Genomic DNA, 15912 nt, shown 5'->3' on the forward strand with positions numbered 1-15912 from the left:
AGCTTCTCACGAGTCGATCCGGTCGCGCAGGGCAGCCCGGAGAGCCTCGCCGTCCTTGGCCCAGGCCAGCACAGACGTGCCGTCGGTGAGCTTCAACGGCACGGACTCGAACTTGCGGGGCACAGCGAGCCCACCACCGAGGACACGGGCCGCCATCGGCGTGCCGACCTCCTCGTCCGCCGCGGCGATCTGCTCGAGCGGCAACTCCTCGCGGCCTTGGCGCAACGTCAGGTGGGTCAGCTCGACCGAGCAGATCCTGCGCCTGGCCTGCACCCACACCGCGGCGCCACCCGCGAACAGGAACGCGACGATCACCCACCCCAGCACGTGCACGGGCCCGGTCGTCAACTCCACGAGCGCGCCGACGAGCGCGAACACCGGCCCCCACAGCACCGGCCACCACGTGGAACCGGGTTCGGCGTAGAAGACCGGAGCCGTCATCGCTGCTGCGGCGGGACTTTGCGGAAGCTGCGGAAGTACGCGTTGGACGGCGGCATGTACATGTACACCAGGCCGGTCGCGGTGATCGCCACCGACACCACCGCGAGCCAGTCGGAGAAGCCGACCGCGGACGCCTGCGTGTACAGGCCGAAAACCGCCAGTACCGTCAGCAGGATCCGCGCCCAGTTGCGGCCAGAGCGCATCTTCCACGCGAACAGCAGCATCAGCAGGCCGACGACGGCCAAGGCGACGTAGAACATCGTCCGGATCGCGCTCGGCGGCAGCTGCGCCTCGGGCGGCTGGTTCGCGGACTGCTTCATGAACGCGTCGACGAACACGTCCGCGTCGAGCGCCTGCAGGACCGCGGACACGATCGCGCTGAACACCCAGACCGCGAAAGCGATGTTCACTTCCTTCGGCACCGCGGGCTTCTCGGGCTTCTGCGCGGGCACCGGGTACTTCGGCCCTGGGAACAGCGGATCGGACACGGGAGAACTCCTAGACCTCGTCCGTGAAGTAGGTCTTGGCAGCGGCGGGCAGGTACATGGCCAGCACACCGACCAGCGACAACACCACACCGATCAGGACGATCAGGCTGACCGGGAACAGGATGCTGACGACCAGGTGCACCACACCGGCGATCATCAGCCTGGTCCGCGCCTTGCGCTCGCCCGCCCGCATCCTGTAGCCGAAGTAGGCGTACAGCGAACCGAACAGCACGGCCAGGATCAGCGTGAGCCACACGAACGAGTTCGCGCCGGACCGGACCTGGTCGACGTTCAGATCGGGCCGGGCCCTCATGGTGCTGTCGATCAACGTGTTCTTGAAGTAGAAGAACAGCACGGCGTCGATCAGCCCGATCGCGGCGGCGGCGATCCACGCCCAGAACGAAACGCGGATCACCGATGGCGCGTCTGTGTCACCGCCCGAAATGCGCATCTTCACAGTGCGCACGCTACCCTCAGCCCTCGCGCAGCCAGCCCGCGACCTCGGCTGCCCAGTACGTGAGCACGATGTCGGCGCCGGCGCGGCGGATCGACGTGAGCGTTTCCATGATCGAGCGGCGCCGGTCCAGCCAGCCGTTGGCGGCCGCTGCCTCGATCATCGAGTACTCGCCGGAGACCTGGTAGGCCGCCACCGGGACGTCCGAGATCTCCGCGGTCGCCCTGATCACGTCGAGGTAGGCCAGCGCGGGCTTGATCATCACCATGTCCGCGCCCTCGGCCAAGTCCAGCTGCACCTCGCGCAGCGACTCCCTGACGTTGCCGGGGTCCTGCTGGTACGCCTTGCGGTCGCCCGTGAGCTGCGAGTCCACCGCGTCGCGGAACGGCCCGAAGAACGCGGACGCGTACTTGGCCGAGTAGGCGAGGATGCCGATGTCCTGGAGCCCGGCGTCGTCGAGGGCGGCGCGGATCACGCCGACCTGGCCGTCCATCATGCCGCTCGGGCCGAGCACGTGCGCTCCCGCGCGGGCCTGCGCCAGCGCCATCTCGGAGTAGATCTCCAGCGTGGCGTCGTTGTCCACGTCGCCGTTCGCGTCGAGCACACCGCAGTGGCCGTGGTCGGTGAACTCGTCGAGGCACAGGTCCGACATGATCACCGCGCTGTCGCCGACCTCGGCGCGGACGTCGCGCAGGGCGACGTTCAGGATCCCGTCCGGGTCCGTCCCGCCCGAACCGACCGCGTCGTGCTTGTCCGGCACACCGAACAGCATCAAACCGCCGACACCGGCCTGCACGGCTTCGACAGCGGCTTTGCGCAGCGAGTCACGGCTGTGCTGGACCACACCGGGCATCGAGGACAGGGCGACCGGTTCGGTCAGCCCTTCCTTGACGAACATCGGCAGGATCAGCTGCTCCGGCCGGAGCGTCGTCTCACTCACCATGCGCCGGAGCGCCGCGGTGCGGCGCAACCGGCGGGGACGGTGGCTCGGGAACATCCACATCTCCCCTGCTCAAGACTCGTGAGTGGTTAGTCCGGCTAGAACCGGCGCAACCACTCACGAGGTGTCACCTGCGGGCCCGCTTGGTTTTGCGCGGTGGGGGCAGCGCGCCCTCGGCACGCAGCCGGGCGGCGTGCTCGGCGAGCGCGTCGACCAGTGCCGGGATCTGCGGCACCTCGGGCTGGACGTCCACGCGCAGACCGAACTCGCGCGCTGTCTCCGCGGTCTTCGGGCCGATGCAGGCGACCAGCGTGCGAGCGTGCGGCTTTCCAGCGATACCAACGAGGTTGCGGACCGTGGACGACGAGGTGAAGCACACCGCGTCGAAACCACCGGTCTTGATCATCTCGCGGGTGTCGGCGGGCGGCGGCGCGGCGCGCACCGTGCGGTACGCCGTCACGTCGTCGATCTCCCAGCCGCGGTCGCGCAGACCGGCCGCCAGCGTCTCGGTGGCGATGTCCGCCCGTGGCAGGAGAACCCGGTCGACCGGGTCGAGGATGTCGTCGTACGGCGGGAAGTCCGCGAGCAGGCCCTCGCTGGACTGCTCACCCGACGGGATCAGCTCGGGGATGATGCCGAACGACCGCACGCGGGCCGCCGTCGACTCACCGACACAGGCGATCTTCACGCCGGAGAACGCGCGAGCGTCCAAACCGAACTCGGAGAACTTCTCCCACACCGCGCGGACCGCGTTGGTGGACGTGAACACCACCCACTGGTAGCGACCGTCCACGAGGCCCTTGACAGAACGCTCCATCTGCGCCGGGCTGCGGGGCGGCTCGACGGAGATCGTCGGCACCTCGGACGGGATCGCGCCGTGGATGCGCAGCCGCTCGCTCATCTCCTGCGCCTGGTCCTTCGTGCGCGGCACGAGGACCTTCCAGCCGTAGAGCGCGCGCGACTCCCACCACGACAGCTTCGAGCGACCGGCGACCTCTTGTCCCACAGTGACAACGAGGTGACCGACGAGCTCACCCGCGTCCGCGGCGAGGGAAGCGAGCGTGGTGTCGATCGTGCGCTGCGACGAACCCGTGCCGTCGGAGGTGACGGCGACCGGGGTCTGCGGCGCGAGACCGTGCTCCACCAAGGAAGAAGCGGCTTCGGCGAGGTGGCTCGCGGTGGCGTGCAGCACGAGCGGGCCCTGCACACCGGCGAGGCCTGCCCAGTCCACGGTTCCGCGAACGTCCACTTCGGTGTGTTGCGAGCCGAGCGCGACACCGGCGTACGCGGGAACCGCGGTGCCCGCGGGCACTCCGGGGATCACGTCGTACGCGGCGGTGCTCTTGGCGACCGCCTGGGTCTCCGCGACCACAGCGGACTGCGTCAACGGGTCACCGGCGACCAGGCGCACCACCGAACGCCCCGCCTTCGCCTCGTTGGCGAGGTCCTTGGCGACGTCGGCCGGTTGGCCGACGGCTGGCCGCACCTCGGCGTCGGCCTTGGCGTACGCCAGCACGCCCGCCGGTACGTCCGGGTCGGTCACCACGAGCTCGGCACGCTCGATCAGTTCGCGCGCGCGAACCGTCAGCAGCCCGGCATCGCCGGGGCCGGAGCCTACGAATGCGACGCGGCCAGGGGCCTTACGTGCATTGGTCGTCATTTCAGGGCACTTCCCATCAACTACGGCTCTCGGGGCCGGAGAGCACACCGGCGCCGAGGTCGAGCAGTTCCAAAGCCAGGTCACGGCCAAGCTGCTCGGCAGCGGTCAGGTCACCAGTGGCCGAAGCGCGAAGCAGATCGACGACGACGGGGTTGCCGTCGGCGTCCTTCGCGTAAACCGCGGCGACGCCACGCAACGACAGGCGCATCACCACGCGTCCATCGTCGTCGAGGTCCTCCACGACATCGGCCAGTGCGCCAACGGGCGCGTTGCAGCCCGCTTCGAGCTTGGCCAGCATGGCCCGCTCAGCGGCTACAGCAGCCCTGGTGGCTTGATCGTCCACAATGGAGCGAAGAAGGTGTTCGACGTCAACGTCGTCGACACGGCACTCGACCGCGAGCGCACCCTGCGCCGGCGCGGGCAGCATCTGGATCGGCTCGAGCACCTCGGTGATCACGTCGAGGCGGCCGAGCCTGGAAAGACCGGCCTTGGCAAGGACGACCGCATCCAGCTCGCCGTCGGTCACCTTGCGCACCCGAGTGTCCACATTGCCCCGCAGGCCGACGATCCGCAGCCCGAGGCCCAGCGCTTCCAGCTGGGCGGCTCGGCGCGGGGAACCCGTGCCAACGGTTGATCCGGGCGGCAGCTCGCCGAGCGTCAGCCCGTCCCGCGCCACCAACGCGTCCCTCGGGTCCTCGCGTCGCGGCACAGCCGCGAGCGCGAGCCGAGAGTCCGGCGCGGTGGGCAAGTCCTTGTAGGAGTGGACAGCGACGTCCACCTCGTCGTCGGCGAGCGCGTCGCGCAGGGCGGACGTGAACACCCCGACGCCGATCTCGGCGATCGGTTTCGACGAGCGGTCACCGGGCGTGCTCACGGTGACGAGTTCGACGTTCACGTCGCCTTCGCGCTCGAGCGCCTCGGCGACCGTTGTGGTCTGCGTCAGCGCCAGCGCGCTGCCGCGGGTCCCGATCCTGATGGTCCGCTTCATGTCAGAGTTCACCGTCCACATGGGACTTCGTGATGGCGTCCGGTTTCGCCGGGTCGAGCGCGAACAGTTCCCGCAGCGCGTCGGCGTAACCGGCGCCCGCGGGGTTCGCGGCGAGCTGCTTGACCCGCACAGTCGGGGTGTGCAGCAGTTTGTCGACAACCCGCCGGACCGTGCGCGCGAGCTCGTCGCGCACCGCGCCGTCCAGTTCGGGGAGCTTGGAGTCGAGGCGGAGCAGTTCGGCGTCGACGACCTCGGCGGCGCGGCGGCGCAACGCGGTGACGGTCGGCGTGACCTCCGCGGAACGCTGCGCTGCGAGGTACGCCCGCACTTCCTCGGCGACGATCTGCGCGGCGCGAGCGGCACCCTGGCCGCTCGGCGCGTCCGCGAGCCGCCGCTGGAGGCTTTCCAGGTCGACGACCGTGACGTTCTCGATGTCACCGACGCCCTGCTCGACATCACGCGGCAAACCGAGGTCGCAGACAGCCAAAGGCTTGTCGCGCTTGAGAATGTGGTCCTGACGGATGACGGCCGTGACGGCCCCGGTGCACGAGACGACCAGGTCCGCGTCGGCGATGTGGCCGGCGAGGTCCTCGAGGCCGACGGCGCTGGCCGGGATGCCGTCTTCGGCGAGTGTGTTCGCGAGACGGGAACCGTTGGCGCGCGAGCGGTTCGCGATGACGACCGAGCCGATCCGCGCACGGCGCAACGCGGCGACGGCGAGACCACCCATCGAACCGGCGCCGACGACGAGAGCCTTCCGCCCGGCGAGGCCGGCGAGCGCGCTTTCCGCGTCCGACAAGGCTTCCGAGACGACGGAGCCACCGGCCTGGTCGAGCTCGGTCTCGGAGTGAGCCCGCTTGCCGACGCGCAATGCCTTCTGCGTCAACTCGTGCAGGACACGACCGACCGTGCCCTGCTCCCGCGCCACGTTGTAGGCGGTGCGGACCTGGCCGAGGATCTGCGCCTCGCCGACGACCATGGAGTCCAGGCCGGCGGCGACGGTGAAGAAGTGCTCGACGGCAGCGCCCGCGTAGTGCACGTAGAGGTGGCGGTAGAGCGAGGAGACAGGCTGGCCGGAGTGCCGGGAGAGGACGTCGACGACGTCGGACAGGCCGCCGTGGAACGCGTCGACGACGGCGTAGACCTCGACCCGGTTGCAGGTCGAGACGAGGATCGCCTCGGAAACGTTGGCGCACTGGAGCAGGTCGGCGAGGACCTTGTCGACACGCTCGGCCGGGACCGCGACCTGCTCGAGCAGGTCCACGTCCGCGGTCCGATGGGAAACCCCGACCGCGAGGACACTCATCGCCCGATCACCACCCCGTCCACGTTGCCCAACGCCGACCCGTTGACGTTCATGCTGTCCGCCCTGCGCGCGACGTGGAACGACAGGATCTGCAACTCGACGGCGAGGTCGACCTTGCGGACCTCGACGTGGTCGGGAACCTGGAGGACGACCGGAGCGAAGTTCACGATGCTGGCGACACCACCGGCGACCAGGCGGTCGCAGACGGCCTGCGCGGCGGCGGGAGGGGTGGCGATGACGCCGATGGAGATCTCACGCTCGGTGCAGATGCGAGGGATGTCGTCGATGTGGGAGACCGGGAGGCCGCCGACGGGCACCCCGACGAGGTCGGGGTCGACGTCGAAGAGCGCGGCCACGGGAAACCCCCTGCTCGGGAACCCGCCGTAGTTGGCGAGGGCATGTCCGAGGTTACCGATTCCGACGACCGCGACGCTGTGGCTGCGAGTGAGGCCGAGGATGCGCTCGATCTGGTCGACGAGGACGCTGACCTCGTACCCGACGCCACGAGTGCCGTAGGAGCCGATGTAGGAGAGGTCCTTGCGGAGCTTGGCGGAGTTCACACCGGCGGCGGCGGCGAGCTCTTCGCTGGAAAGCGTGACGATGCCCTGCTCAGCCATCCCGGAAAGAACACGCAGGTAGACCGCCAGCCGCGCGACAGCAGCCTCGGGAATGGCGCGTGCGCGCTGCATGGGGGCGTCCGCGATGGGCGGGATCGGCATGGTGACCTCGGCTGCGCCGGGTGCGGCAGGAACATCCCGGTCACCACCACGCTGCCCACGCGCTGCCGCCACGCTGCTACTCCTCACCGAAACCCGGACTGATCGCACAACCACCGGAGACTGGAAGGCGTCCGGGGTGATGTGCTTACGGTAGCCACTTGTGAACGAATGCACAAAGTCGCTGGAACCGGGCTTGACGCGGTTCACACCACGTCCGATCGGCAAGAGCCTCGCAGCCCACACCCAGCAAGCATCCCCCGTGACCGCCGCGGACGGAATGTGACCTGACGGACTTCAGCAAGAAATCGATGTTCCCAGCCCCACACCCCGCCGCCACACCCCGCCCCGACACCCACCCCCAGCGCCCACCGCCGCCCTGGCCCGACAGGGTCCGACCAAGATCAAAGATGCCGTTTACCTGCGAGTTCATGCACACATCCGAAGCCAAGACACCGGCGAGACCACCGGCCACACAACGACCCGAGGGGGGGTAGAGCGACAACCAGCCCAACGGCAGCTCCCGCGCAACTCGAGAGACAGTCCACCTGGCCAATGCGAGCGAGAACCCGCCCACAACGGCGAGCGCGCAACCCCGAACCGCCCCACCACGGCTCGAACAAAGCCACCCAGCCGACCGACGACACTCAGCCGCGAGCGGCGAGCACGGCTAGCACAAAACCAGCCCGAGCACCGGAGCGATAGCCAACCGCGAGCGGCGAGCCCGCAAGCGCAGACGAGGGCTTCGGGGGTGCTCCTGCCCGTCGGCCTGGGCGAAGCCCAACCACACGTGTCCAGAGGTCCGCCAACGCAAAGCAACGCACAGCGAAAGCCAAACGGACCTCTTGACGCGTGTGGTTGCCTCCGGCAGGCCGTCGGGCAGGAGCACCCACGCCACTGAGAGCAAAGAATCCAGAGCACAAGAAAAGAAGGAACAAACACAAGCTCCTGCCCAGAGGTCAGCCCATGGCGAGGGGAAAAAAGCTCGTTCCGTGCAAAAATCCGGCCATGACCAAGACCCACACCCCGAAACCACGCGAAAACCCGAACGAGCAAGCCACCTCAAAGCGAAAAAAAGACCACAAAGGTCAAAGAAAATTCACCCATCCGAGTGTCAAGAAACGCTCAGTCGCACACTGTGCCAACCAGTGGCGCCATCCGGAGCAGGCAGGGCAATCGCATCAGTCTGCACATACCCAGTCCGGTCAGTGGCACGACATTCCACAGTCCGTTCCCCCGGAGCAAGATCCACATCGGCTTCCCACATCCGCCATGTGTCCGGATTCACCTCGGTCGCCAGACGCGCCGTGACCCAGTCCCTGCCGTCCACGCGCACTTCCACTTTCGCGACACCCCGCGGCTGCGCCCAAGCGATTCCCGCGACCGTGACCTTGCCCGCTTTCGCTGAACCACGGGGACTGTCGATCCGGGACTGGGTCTTGATCGGCCCGCGCTGCGCCCAGCCCCTTGTCAGCCAGTACGGGTCCTTGTCGCCGAAGCGGTTGAACTCCATGTCCACCACCCACTTCGTCGCCGAGACGTAGCCGTAGAGCCCGGGAACGACCATCCGTGCCGGGAAGCCGTGTTCGACCGGCAGCGGTTCACCGTTCATGCCGATGGCGAGCAGTCCTCGTTGCATGATGTCGGCTACCGGTGTGCCGCAGGTCCAGCCGTCCGCACTGGTGGAGAACAGCTGGTCCGCGCCGGGTTTCACGCCCGCGTCGGCGAGGATGTCCTTCAGCGGCACGCCGATGAAGTTCGACGTCGAGATCAGGTCGCCGCCGACCTCATTGGACACGCACGTGAGCGTCACAGTCCGTTCCACGAGCGGCATCCGGCGGATGTCGGCGAACCGGAGCGTCAGTTCCTTGTCCACCGCGCCGTGGATGCGCAGGACCCAGTCCTCTGCGAGCACTTTCGGCACGCTCAGTGCCGTGTCGATGCGGTAGAAGTCCCGGTTGGACGTGATGAAGCGCGGTGTTCTCGGGACGAAGTCCGCACTCGGGGGCATTGGCGGGGCGGGCTGTGCCGGTTTCAGCGCGCCGACCGCCGCGCGTGACGCTTCGACGTCAGTCCGGTTGCCCAGCAGTTGCCCGCCGAGTCCGGCCAGACCGACCCCGGCTGCGACACCGGCCGACGTCCGCAGGAACTTGCGGCGGTCAGCTGACTCCATCGGTGGCCGGGCGAGCCTGTGCATCAACCGGAACACGCCGACGCCCGCGAACAAGCTCGCGAGTGGCGCGAGGATCGCCAGCTGCCCGAGATCCGGGCGGACCATGACCGCGATCAGGCCGAGCGCACCGACCACGACGGCCAGCACTGTCCCCGGCGCCGGGCTTCGTCGTGACAGCAGTCCCGCCACCGCCGCGACGCCCAGCAGCACCACGCCCATGCCCGTGAGCAGCACGATCTTGTCGGCTGTGCCGAAGGTGGCGATGGCCCAGTCCTTGACCGGGGCCGGGGTCAGGTCGATCGCGGTGTTGCCGACCGCGATCAGGGGCGAGGCGTTGCCGTCGAGCAGGCCGGCCACGAGGTGTCCCACCGCGACCGCCGCGACGACACCGAGGACGCCCGCCCAGATCGCGCGCCCGGCGGACAGCCTGTTCTCTGAGGTCTCCACACCCTCTATTCGACGCCCTCCGCCCGGCGGATCGCACGTCACACTCCCAGCGGTAAGAACTCCGTCACGTTCTCGACTCCTCGAGGACGTGGCCGTCAGCCGCCGAGTGCCGCGCGCAGGCGTGGCTCCTCGACTTTCCAGAACCCGTGTTCGTTCCCGTCGATCAGGATGACGGGGACCCGGTCGCCGTACTCGGCACGCAGTTCCGGGTCCTCGTCGACGTTCTCGGCCGACCAGGGGACGCCGAGGTCACCGCAGATGCGTGCGATGTCCGCCTCGGCGACCTCGCAGGCGTGACAGCCTTGCCTGGTCATCACGGTCACATGAGCCACGGCTACACGCTATCCGTCTTGCGCAGCGAGGCGCGACGCAGCTTGCCGGTGATCGAGTGCGGCAGCGTGCTGACGAACTCGACGGGCCCGGGGACCTTGAACTTCGCCAGGCGCGCGGCGCAGTGCTCACGGACCTGGTCCTCGGTCAGTTCGGCGCCGTCGCGCAGGACGAGGACCGCTTTGACGCGCTCACCCGTGCGCTCGTCCGGGACACCGACCGCGGCCGCTTCGACGACCTCGGACAGTCCGGCGAGCACCTGCTCGACCTCGTGCGGGTAGACGTTGAAGCCGTTGACGATGATCAGGTCGTTGGCGCGGTCGACCAGGTGCAGGTCGCCGTCGGCGTCCAGGTAGCCGACGTCGCCCGTGCGGAACCAGCCTTCGGCGTCCGGGCCGTGCGCGCCGTCCGGCCAGTAACCGCTGAAAAGGTTCGCGCCACGGACGGACACAACACCCGCGTCGCCGTCGTCGTCATCGTCGTCGTCCCCGCCGCCGCCGGGCGTGCCGTCGCTGTCGACCAGGCGCAGGTCGACGCCAGGGAGCGGACGGCCGACCGACCCCGGTTTGGCGAGACCGCCGACGAGGGTCCACGTGAGCACCGGCCCGGTTTCGGTGAGGCCGTACCCCTCGTAGATGTTCAAGCCCGTGGCCCGGTACATGGCCGTGAGCACGCTGGGGTCCAGCGGCGCGGCGCCCGAGGTCAGCAGCCGCAACGTGGACAGGGCCGAGCCCAGGCGCTCAGCCGGGACCTGCGCGAACGCCTGGTACATCGGCGGCACGCCGACGATGGCGGTGATCCGGAAGTCCTCGCACGCCTGCAGCGCGGGCTCGACGCTGAAGTGCTCCATCAGCACGGCGCTGGCCGCGGCTGACGCGACCTGGAACAACCCGGGGCCGAGGCCGTACGCGTGGAACAGCGGTACCGCGAGCAGGACACGGTCGGTGGAAGTCACCGGCGCGGGCTTGAGCGCCGCGCATTGCTGCACGTTCGCCAGCAGCGCCCGGTGCGACAGCATGACGCCACGCGGCACGCCCGCAGTCCCCGACGTGTAGCAGAGCAAGGCGATGTCCTCGCCGCCCGGCGCGGAACGGACAGCGTCGGCCATCGCGTCAAGATCCGGCGACGCGTCGACGACGATCTTGGGTTCGCTGTGGCCGAGCACGCGGTCACGTTCGGGCTCGGGCAGCCCGGCGGCCATCGGCACGGCGGTCGCACCGGCGCGCAGCGCACCGAAGAGCGCCACGACGAAACCGATACCGGTGGGCAGCTGGATGGCGACGCGGTCACCGGGCTGGATGCCCGCGTCGAGCAGGCGGCGTGCCTCCGCGTTGACCGCGCGGTCCAGCTTCGCCCAGCTCAACGCCTGGTCGGTGGCCACTTCGGCGAACGCGAGGTGGTCCGGCGCCTGCTCGGCCGCGATGGCGACCAGGTCGGACACGTTACGCGGCGCCTCTGGCATGCGAACCTCACTTCGATCGGGGCAATCTCGCGACACGGAGTGTGGCATGCCCCACTCCTGTCATACAGCAGCACTTATCTTGTCTCATCCTCAGTAGCTCGACCCGCTACCTACTTTGCAGTAACAACACGTATGCTGCGTTACGGCTCTGGTGCGGCGGTGCGGTCGCCCGGAGAACCGACGAGGGAGTACCGATGCCTTCACCGTCGTGGCAGGCGCGTTCCCGCGCCGCGGCACGGCCGGATGCCGGCTCGGAACAGGAGCCGGACGCGGAGCACCGCCAGGCCTGGGACCTGGTGCACAGTGCTCAGCGCGGCGACACCTCGGCGTTCGGCAAGCTGTACGGACGCTACGTCGACGTGGTCTACCGGTATGTCCTGATCCGAGTCGGGGACCGGGAGCTCGCGGAAGACGTCACCAGCGAGACGTTCCTCAGGGCGCTGCGCCGGATCACCTCCGTGTCCTACCAGGGCCGGGACGTGGGCGCGTGGCTGGTGACGATTGCCCGCAACCTGGTGCTCGACCACGTCAAGTCGAGCCGGTTCCGCCTCGAGGTGACCAAGGCCGACATCGACGACGACCGCACCGTGCAGGCGGGTCCCGAACAGCAGGTGCTGTCCAAGATCACCAACACGGAACTGCTCAAGTGCATCGAGCAACTCGGGGACGACCAGCGCGAATGCATCGCCCTGCGGTTCCTGCAGGGGTTGTCGGTGGCCGAGACGGCCAAGCTGATGCACCGCAACGAAGGCGCGATCAAGGCACTGCAGCACCGGGCCGTGCGGCGACTGGCTCAGTTGCTGCCGACCGGCCTGCGTTAGCCCGGCAGAACGCGCCGCGGAGTTTCACCGGCCACTCCTCACGGCAGATCTTCTTGGCGGTTCCCAGCAGCCGTTCTTCTCGGCGGTTCCTCGCGGCGGCTCCCCGCAGCACTCTCCTTGGCGGCCCTTCTTGTCAGCGATTGTCGCGCGTTTCGCCGGAGGCGTTTCCCCGAGGTGTTTGCCGGGACACTTCCATTACCACAGGGGTATGACATTCCGTTTTCAGCGCCCCCGGTCAACCAAAGTATCGGCGGGGTGTGACAGTTCGGGCAGGGGCCAGCCGGGGCTGGGTTCGGCGTGGCGTTGGTGCCGTTGTCAGTCGCGTGAAGGCAGTCGGTATCGGGCGACATTGACGTCGTTGCCGTTGATGGTGATGACAGTCGACACCGGGCGACATTGACACCCGGCGACATTGGCGGCGGTGACATCGACACCGGGCGACGTTGGTGCCAAGTGACGTTGGCGCCGGGCGGCATTGTCGTGTTGTCAGTCATGGTGAAGGCAGTCGACACCGCGTTGCATTGGCGCCGGATTGCACTGGCGCCGTTGCGGTGGCGGAGGCAGTCGACACCGGGTCGCATTGGTGCCGGATTGCGTTGGCGCCGATGCCGGTGAAGGCGGTCAGCCCGGTCACACTGATTCCGTGTCCGGGGGATGGTGCCGAGGCTGGGCTCAGGAGAGGCGGCGGCGGTAAGCCATGCCCGCGGCGATAGCGCCCGCTATCGCGCCTGCGCCGAGAACTGACGGGACGCCGATTTTGGCGGCTTTGCGGCCGGTTCGGAAGTCGCGGATTTCCCAGCCGCGCCTTTTCGCCTCGTCGCGCAGTTCGCCGTCCGGGTTGATCGCCACCGCTGTTCCCACCACGGAGAGCATCGGTACGTCGTTCACCGAGTCCGAGTATGCCGAGCAGCGCCGCAGGTCCAGGCCTTCCCGTGCCGCGAGTGCGCGGACTGCGTGGGCTTTCGCGCGGCCGTGCAGCAGGTCGCCGACGAGTTTGCCGGTGTAGACGCCGTTCTCGCTGCCCAGCACTGTGCCGAGCGCTCCGGTCAGGCCGAGGCGTTTGGCGATGATCGCTGCCAGGTCCACCGGGGTCGCGGTGACGAGCCACACGCGCTGGCCGGCGTCCATGTGCATCTGGGCGAGCGCTCTGGTTCCCGACCAGATCTTGTCGGCCATCAGTTCGTCGTAGATCTCCTCGCCGTGGGTGCGCATCTCCTCGACGCTGTGCCCCGCGATGAAGCCGAGACCCGTTTCCCTGCTTTTGCGGATACCTTCCTTGCTCTCGCTGCCCAGCAGGCGGAACTTGGCCTGCTCGACCGCGAACCTGGCCAGGTCACCCGTGGTGAAGAACTTCCTCGCCGCCATTCCCCTGGCGAAGTGGAAGATCGACGCGCCCATCATCATCGTGTTGTCCACGTCGAAGAACGCCGCCGCCGTGAGGTCGGGCGGGCCGGTCACCGGCGGTGCCTCGGTCTCCATCGCGACCGCGGCGTCGGCGGAGGCCGCACCGGCGAGCGCGGCCAGACGCTCGAGCTCCGGGTGCTGTTGCTTGTCGCGCCTGCGGGTCACCACCGAGCCTCCGGGAAAATCGCGAGTTACCCCCATCGACACAGGGTACTGACCGCGACGGAGCTACCCGACTCGGATCGCCGGGAGTCCGGGCAGCAACGGGGGAAGCTCGAGGATCGGAACGGGCAGCTGCGGAGGCGTCGGCAAGGACGGCGGATGAGCGCTCGTGGACGGCGCCGAGGGCGTCGGTACCAGGGGCAACGCGGGTGCGGTCGTGGTGACGGGCGGGGTCGGTCCTGTGGCGACGGGCGGCGGTGGTGTGTACGTGGCCTGCACCCGCGGCGGCACTGTGGACGGCGGCGAGATGGGTGCACTGGGTGTGACCGCGTTGGCGGTGTCGCGGTGGCACGCGTCGGTGGCGGGCAGCGCGCCCACGTCGTCGGAGTTGCCTGTGGTGATCTGGTAGCAGTTCGCCCGGCCGAGCAGCGTGACCGCGCGGTCGGTGATCTTGTCGAGCAGTTGCTTGGACGTCGTCGCTCGCGTCTGCACCTGGCCGGGCAGGCGTGGGGTCACGGCCGACAGCCGGGTGTTCTGCTGGCCCGCCCAGATGCGCAGTGAGTCGAGTTGTTGCACGTCGCCGCGGGTCGCGAGGGCGATCAGCTGACGGGAGGCCGTCGAGGCGTCGGCGTCGAAGTCCGTCAACGCGGTCAGGTATCCGCCGACGGGCGCCTCGGCCGGGTCGGTGTAGCGCTGCGCCAGCGTCTCCACCTCGTCGATCCTGGCGTTGGCGAACTCGAGGTGCTTGAGCGCCTTGGACGCGTCGCCGAACGTCAGGCCCAGCGACGCGGCTTCCGCTGTCCGCTTGATGCCGTACAGCGTGTCGCCGGGCAGAGCGTCACGCGACAGCAGCAGGCTCATCCCGGCCAGCGCGAACACCAGCACGAGCGATGCCGCCACGGCGACCAGGAACCGGCTGCGGCGTGAGCTGACCGGCGGCGGAGTCGCCTTGGCGAGCATCCGCTCGCGGGCCTGCTCGTCCGGGCCGATCTCCAGGTCACCCATTGCGGCGACGACGGCGAGTTCGGCCGCGAACTCGGGGTCGACAGCGTCGGCGTCCAGTGCCCGGGCGAATCGCTCGGCCTGGTCCCTACTCGGTCCGCTGTCCACACCCGGATAACGAACAGGACAGACCGACAGTTACGCGTTCGGATCCCTTTTAGCCACGGAAGATGCCGGGCCGCTGTCCCAGCAGCCGGTACAGCGTCTGCTGGATGGTCTCCCGCACCTGGTCGGACAGGTTGAACACGATCATCGGGTCGTCCGCGTCCGACGGGTCGTGCTGGTCGGTCCTGATCGGCTCGCCGAACTCGATGTACCACTTGGACGGCAGCGGCACGGCGCCGAGCGGCCCGAGCAGCGGGAACGTCGGGGTGACCGGGAAGTACGGGAAGCCAAGCAGCCTGGCCAGCGGCTTGATGTCGCCGATCTTCGGGTAGATCTCCTCGGCGCCCACCACCGACACCGGGATGATCGGCACACCCGTGCGCAGCGCCGCCGAGACGAACCCGCCCCGGCCGAACCGCTGCAGCTTGTACCGGTCCTTGAACGGCTTGCCGACGCCTTTGAAGCCCTCCGGCCACACGCCGACCAGTTCGCCGGCGGTGAGCAGCCGCTCCGCGTCGGCGCCGCACGCCAGCGTCTGGCCGGTCTTGCGGGCCAGCGCGCCGAGCAGCGGCACCTGGAAGACCAGGTCGGCGCCGAGCATCCGCAGGTAGCGGGTCGGTGAGGTGTTGTCGTGCACGGCGATGCCGGTCATCACCGAGTCCAGCGGCAGCGTGCCGGAGTGGTTCGACACGATCAGCGCGCCGCCGTCGGCAGGCAGGTTCTCGGTGCCGATCGCCTCGACCCGGAACCACTTCTCGTAGATCATCCGCAACGGCGGCAGGATGACGTTCTCGGTGAGCTGCTCGTCGAATCCGAACTCGTCGACCGCGTAGTCCCCGGTCAGCCGCTTGCGCAGGAAACCGACGGCGTTCGCGAGCCGCTGCTGCACGCCGGTCGGCTCCGGTGCGGGACGCAGCGGGGTCGGCGCGAGCGGTGGGCGACTGTCCACCGGGGACGGCACAGATCGGTTCATCCGACGACGTTGTCCGGGGCTGCGCAGCGGAATCACTTGG

15 protein-coding genes are annotated in these 15912 nt (G+C 68.8%); 1 reads left to right on the forward strand and 14 read right to left on the reverse strand.

The annotated features are described in order from the left end of the window. Window positions 1–6: 6 nt before the first annotated feature. From AOZ06_RS50460 to AOZ06_RS50510, 11 genes are all read right to left on the reverse strand, one after another. Window positions 7–441 (reverse strand): hypothetical protein, encoded by a 435-nt coding sequence (locus tag AOZ06_RS50460; protein WP_054295885.1) that lies wholly within the window; start codon window positions 439–441, stop codon window positions 7–9. After that, a complete protein-coding gene (locus AOZ06_RS50465) occupies window positions 438–929 on the reverse strand; it encodes a hypothetical protein (RefSeq protein WP_054295886.1) in 492 nt (163 codons plus the stop codon). Before AOZ06_RS50465 ends, AOZ06_RS50460 begins: the two co-directional genes overlap by 4 nt. A gap of 10 nt (window positions 930–939) precedes the next feature. Beyond that, window positions 940–1386: a hypothetical protein gene (locus AOZ06_RS50470; RefSeq protein WP_157233689.1), complete on the reverse strand. Its 447-nt coding sequence runs from the start codon at window positions 1384–1386 to the stop codon at window positions 940–942. Between the two features lie 16 nt (window positions 1387–1402). Further along, the gene (gene hemB, locus AOZ06_RS50475) at window positions 1403–2380 is read right to left on the reverse strand and encodes a porphobilinogen synthase (RefSeq protein ID WP_054297507.1); all 978 of its coding nucleotides are present in this window, start codon (window positions 2378–2380) and stop codon (window positions 1403–1405) included. 70 nt (window positions 2381–2450) lie between these two features. Continuing rightward, window positions 2451–3983: a bifunctional uroporphyrinogen-III C-methyltransferase/uroporphyrinogen-III synthase gene (locus tag AOZ06_RS50480; RefSeq protein WP_054295888.1), complete on the reverse strand. Its 1533-nt coding sequence runs from the start codon at window positions 3981–3983 to the stop codon at window positions 2451–2453. Window positions 3984–3999: 16 nt separating this feature from the next. Continuing rightward, the gene (hemC, locus tag AOZ06_RS50485) at window positions 4000–4971 is read right to left on the reverse strand and encodes a hydroxymethylbilane synthase (RefSeq protein ID WP_054295889.1); all 972 of its coding nucleotides are present in this window, start codon (window positions 4969–4971) and stop codon (window positions 4000–4002) included. A 1-nt stretch (window position 4972) separates the two neighbouring features. Then, the gene (locus tag AOZ06_RS50490; RefSeq protein WP_054295890.1) at window positions 4973–6277 is read right to left on the reverse strand and encodes a glutamyl-tRNA reductase; all 1305 of its coding nucleotides are present in this window, start codon (window positions 6275–6277) and stop codon (window positions 4973–4975) included. Beyond that, complete coding sequence (locus AOZ06_RS50495; RefSeq protein ID WP_054295891.1) at window positions 6274–7068, reverse strand: redox-sensing transcriptional repressor Rex; 795 nt, start codon at window positions 7066–7068, stop codon at window positions 6274–6276. The genes AOZ06_RS50490 and AOZ06_RS50495 overlap by 4 nt, the downstream gene beginning before the upstream one ends. Before the next feature lie 1039 nt (window positions 7069–8107). After that, on the reverse strand, window positions 8108–9613 hold the full coding sequence (locus AOZ06_RS50500; protein WP_054295892.1) for a molybdopterin-dependent oxidoreductase: 1506 nt from the start codon (window positions 9611–9613) through the stop codon (window positions 8108–8110). 95 nt (window positions 9614–9708) lie between these two features. Continuing rightward, window positions 9709–9945, reverse strand: a complete 237-nt coding sequence (locus tag AOZ06_RS50505; protein WP_157233690.1) for a glutaredoxin family protein — start codon at window positions 9943–9945, stop codon at window positions 9709–9711. A gap of 2 nt (window positions 9946–9947) precedes the next feature. After that, entirely contained in the window at window positions 9948–11405 is a 1458-nt protein-coding gene (locus AOZ06_RS50510) for an AMP-binding protein (protein WP_054295893.1), read from the reverse strand. 194 nt (window positions 11406–11599) lie between these two features. Here AOZ06_RS50510 and AOZ06_RS50515 point away from each other — a divergent pair, with 194 nt between their 5' ends. Then, window positions 11600–12226 carry a sigma-70 family RNA polymerase sigma factor gene (locus tag AOZ06_RS50515; protein WP_054295894.1) on the forward strand — a complete coding sequence of 209 codons (627 nt, stop codon included), beginning with the start codon at window positions 11600–11602 and terminating at the stop codon, window positions 12224–12226. A 672-nt stretch (window positions 12227–12898) separates the two neighbouring features. Here AOZ06_RS50515 and AOZ06_RS50520 read toward each other — a convergent pair. Genes AOZ06_RS50520 through AOZ06_RS50530 form a run of 3 tightly spaced genes read right to left on the reverse strand, consistent with a single transcriptional unit; the run spans window position 12899 to window position 15872 of the window. Beyond that, on the reverse strand, window positions 12899–13831 hold the full coding sequence (locus AOZ06_RS50520) for an HAD family hydrolase (protein WP_054295895.1): 933 nt from the start codon (window positions 13829–13831) through the stop codon (window positions 12899–12901). Between the two features lie 27 nt (window positions 13832–13858). Continuing rightward, window positions 13859–14902 carry a DUF5667 domain-containing protein gene (locus AOZ06_RS50525; RefSeq protein WP_054295896.1) on the reverse strand — a complete coding sequence of 348 codons (1044 nt, stop codon included), beginning with the start codon at window positions 14900–14902 and terminating at the stop codon, window positions 13859–13861. A 49-nt stretch (window positions 14903–14951) separates the two neighbouring features. Further along, on the reverse strand, window positions 14952–15872 hold the full coding sequence (locus AOZ06_RS50530; RefSeq protein ID WP_225953123.1) for a lysophospholipid acyltransferase family protein: 921 nt from the start codon (window positions 15870–15872) through the stop codon (window positions 14952–14954). Window positions 15873–15912: the final 40 nt, after the last annotated feature.

Source organism: Kibdelosporangium phytohabitans, from assembly GCF_001302585.1.
GTDB lineage: Bacteria > Actinomycetota > Actinomycetes > Mycobacteriales > Pseudonocardiaceae > Kibdelosporangium > Kibdelosporangium phytohabitans.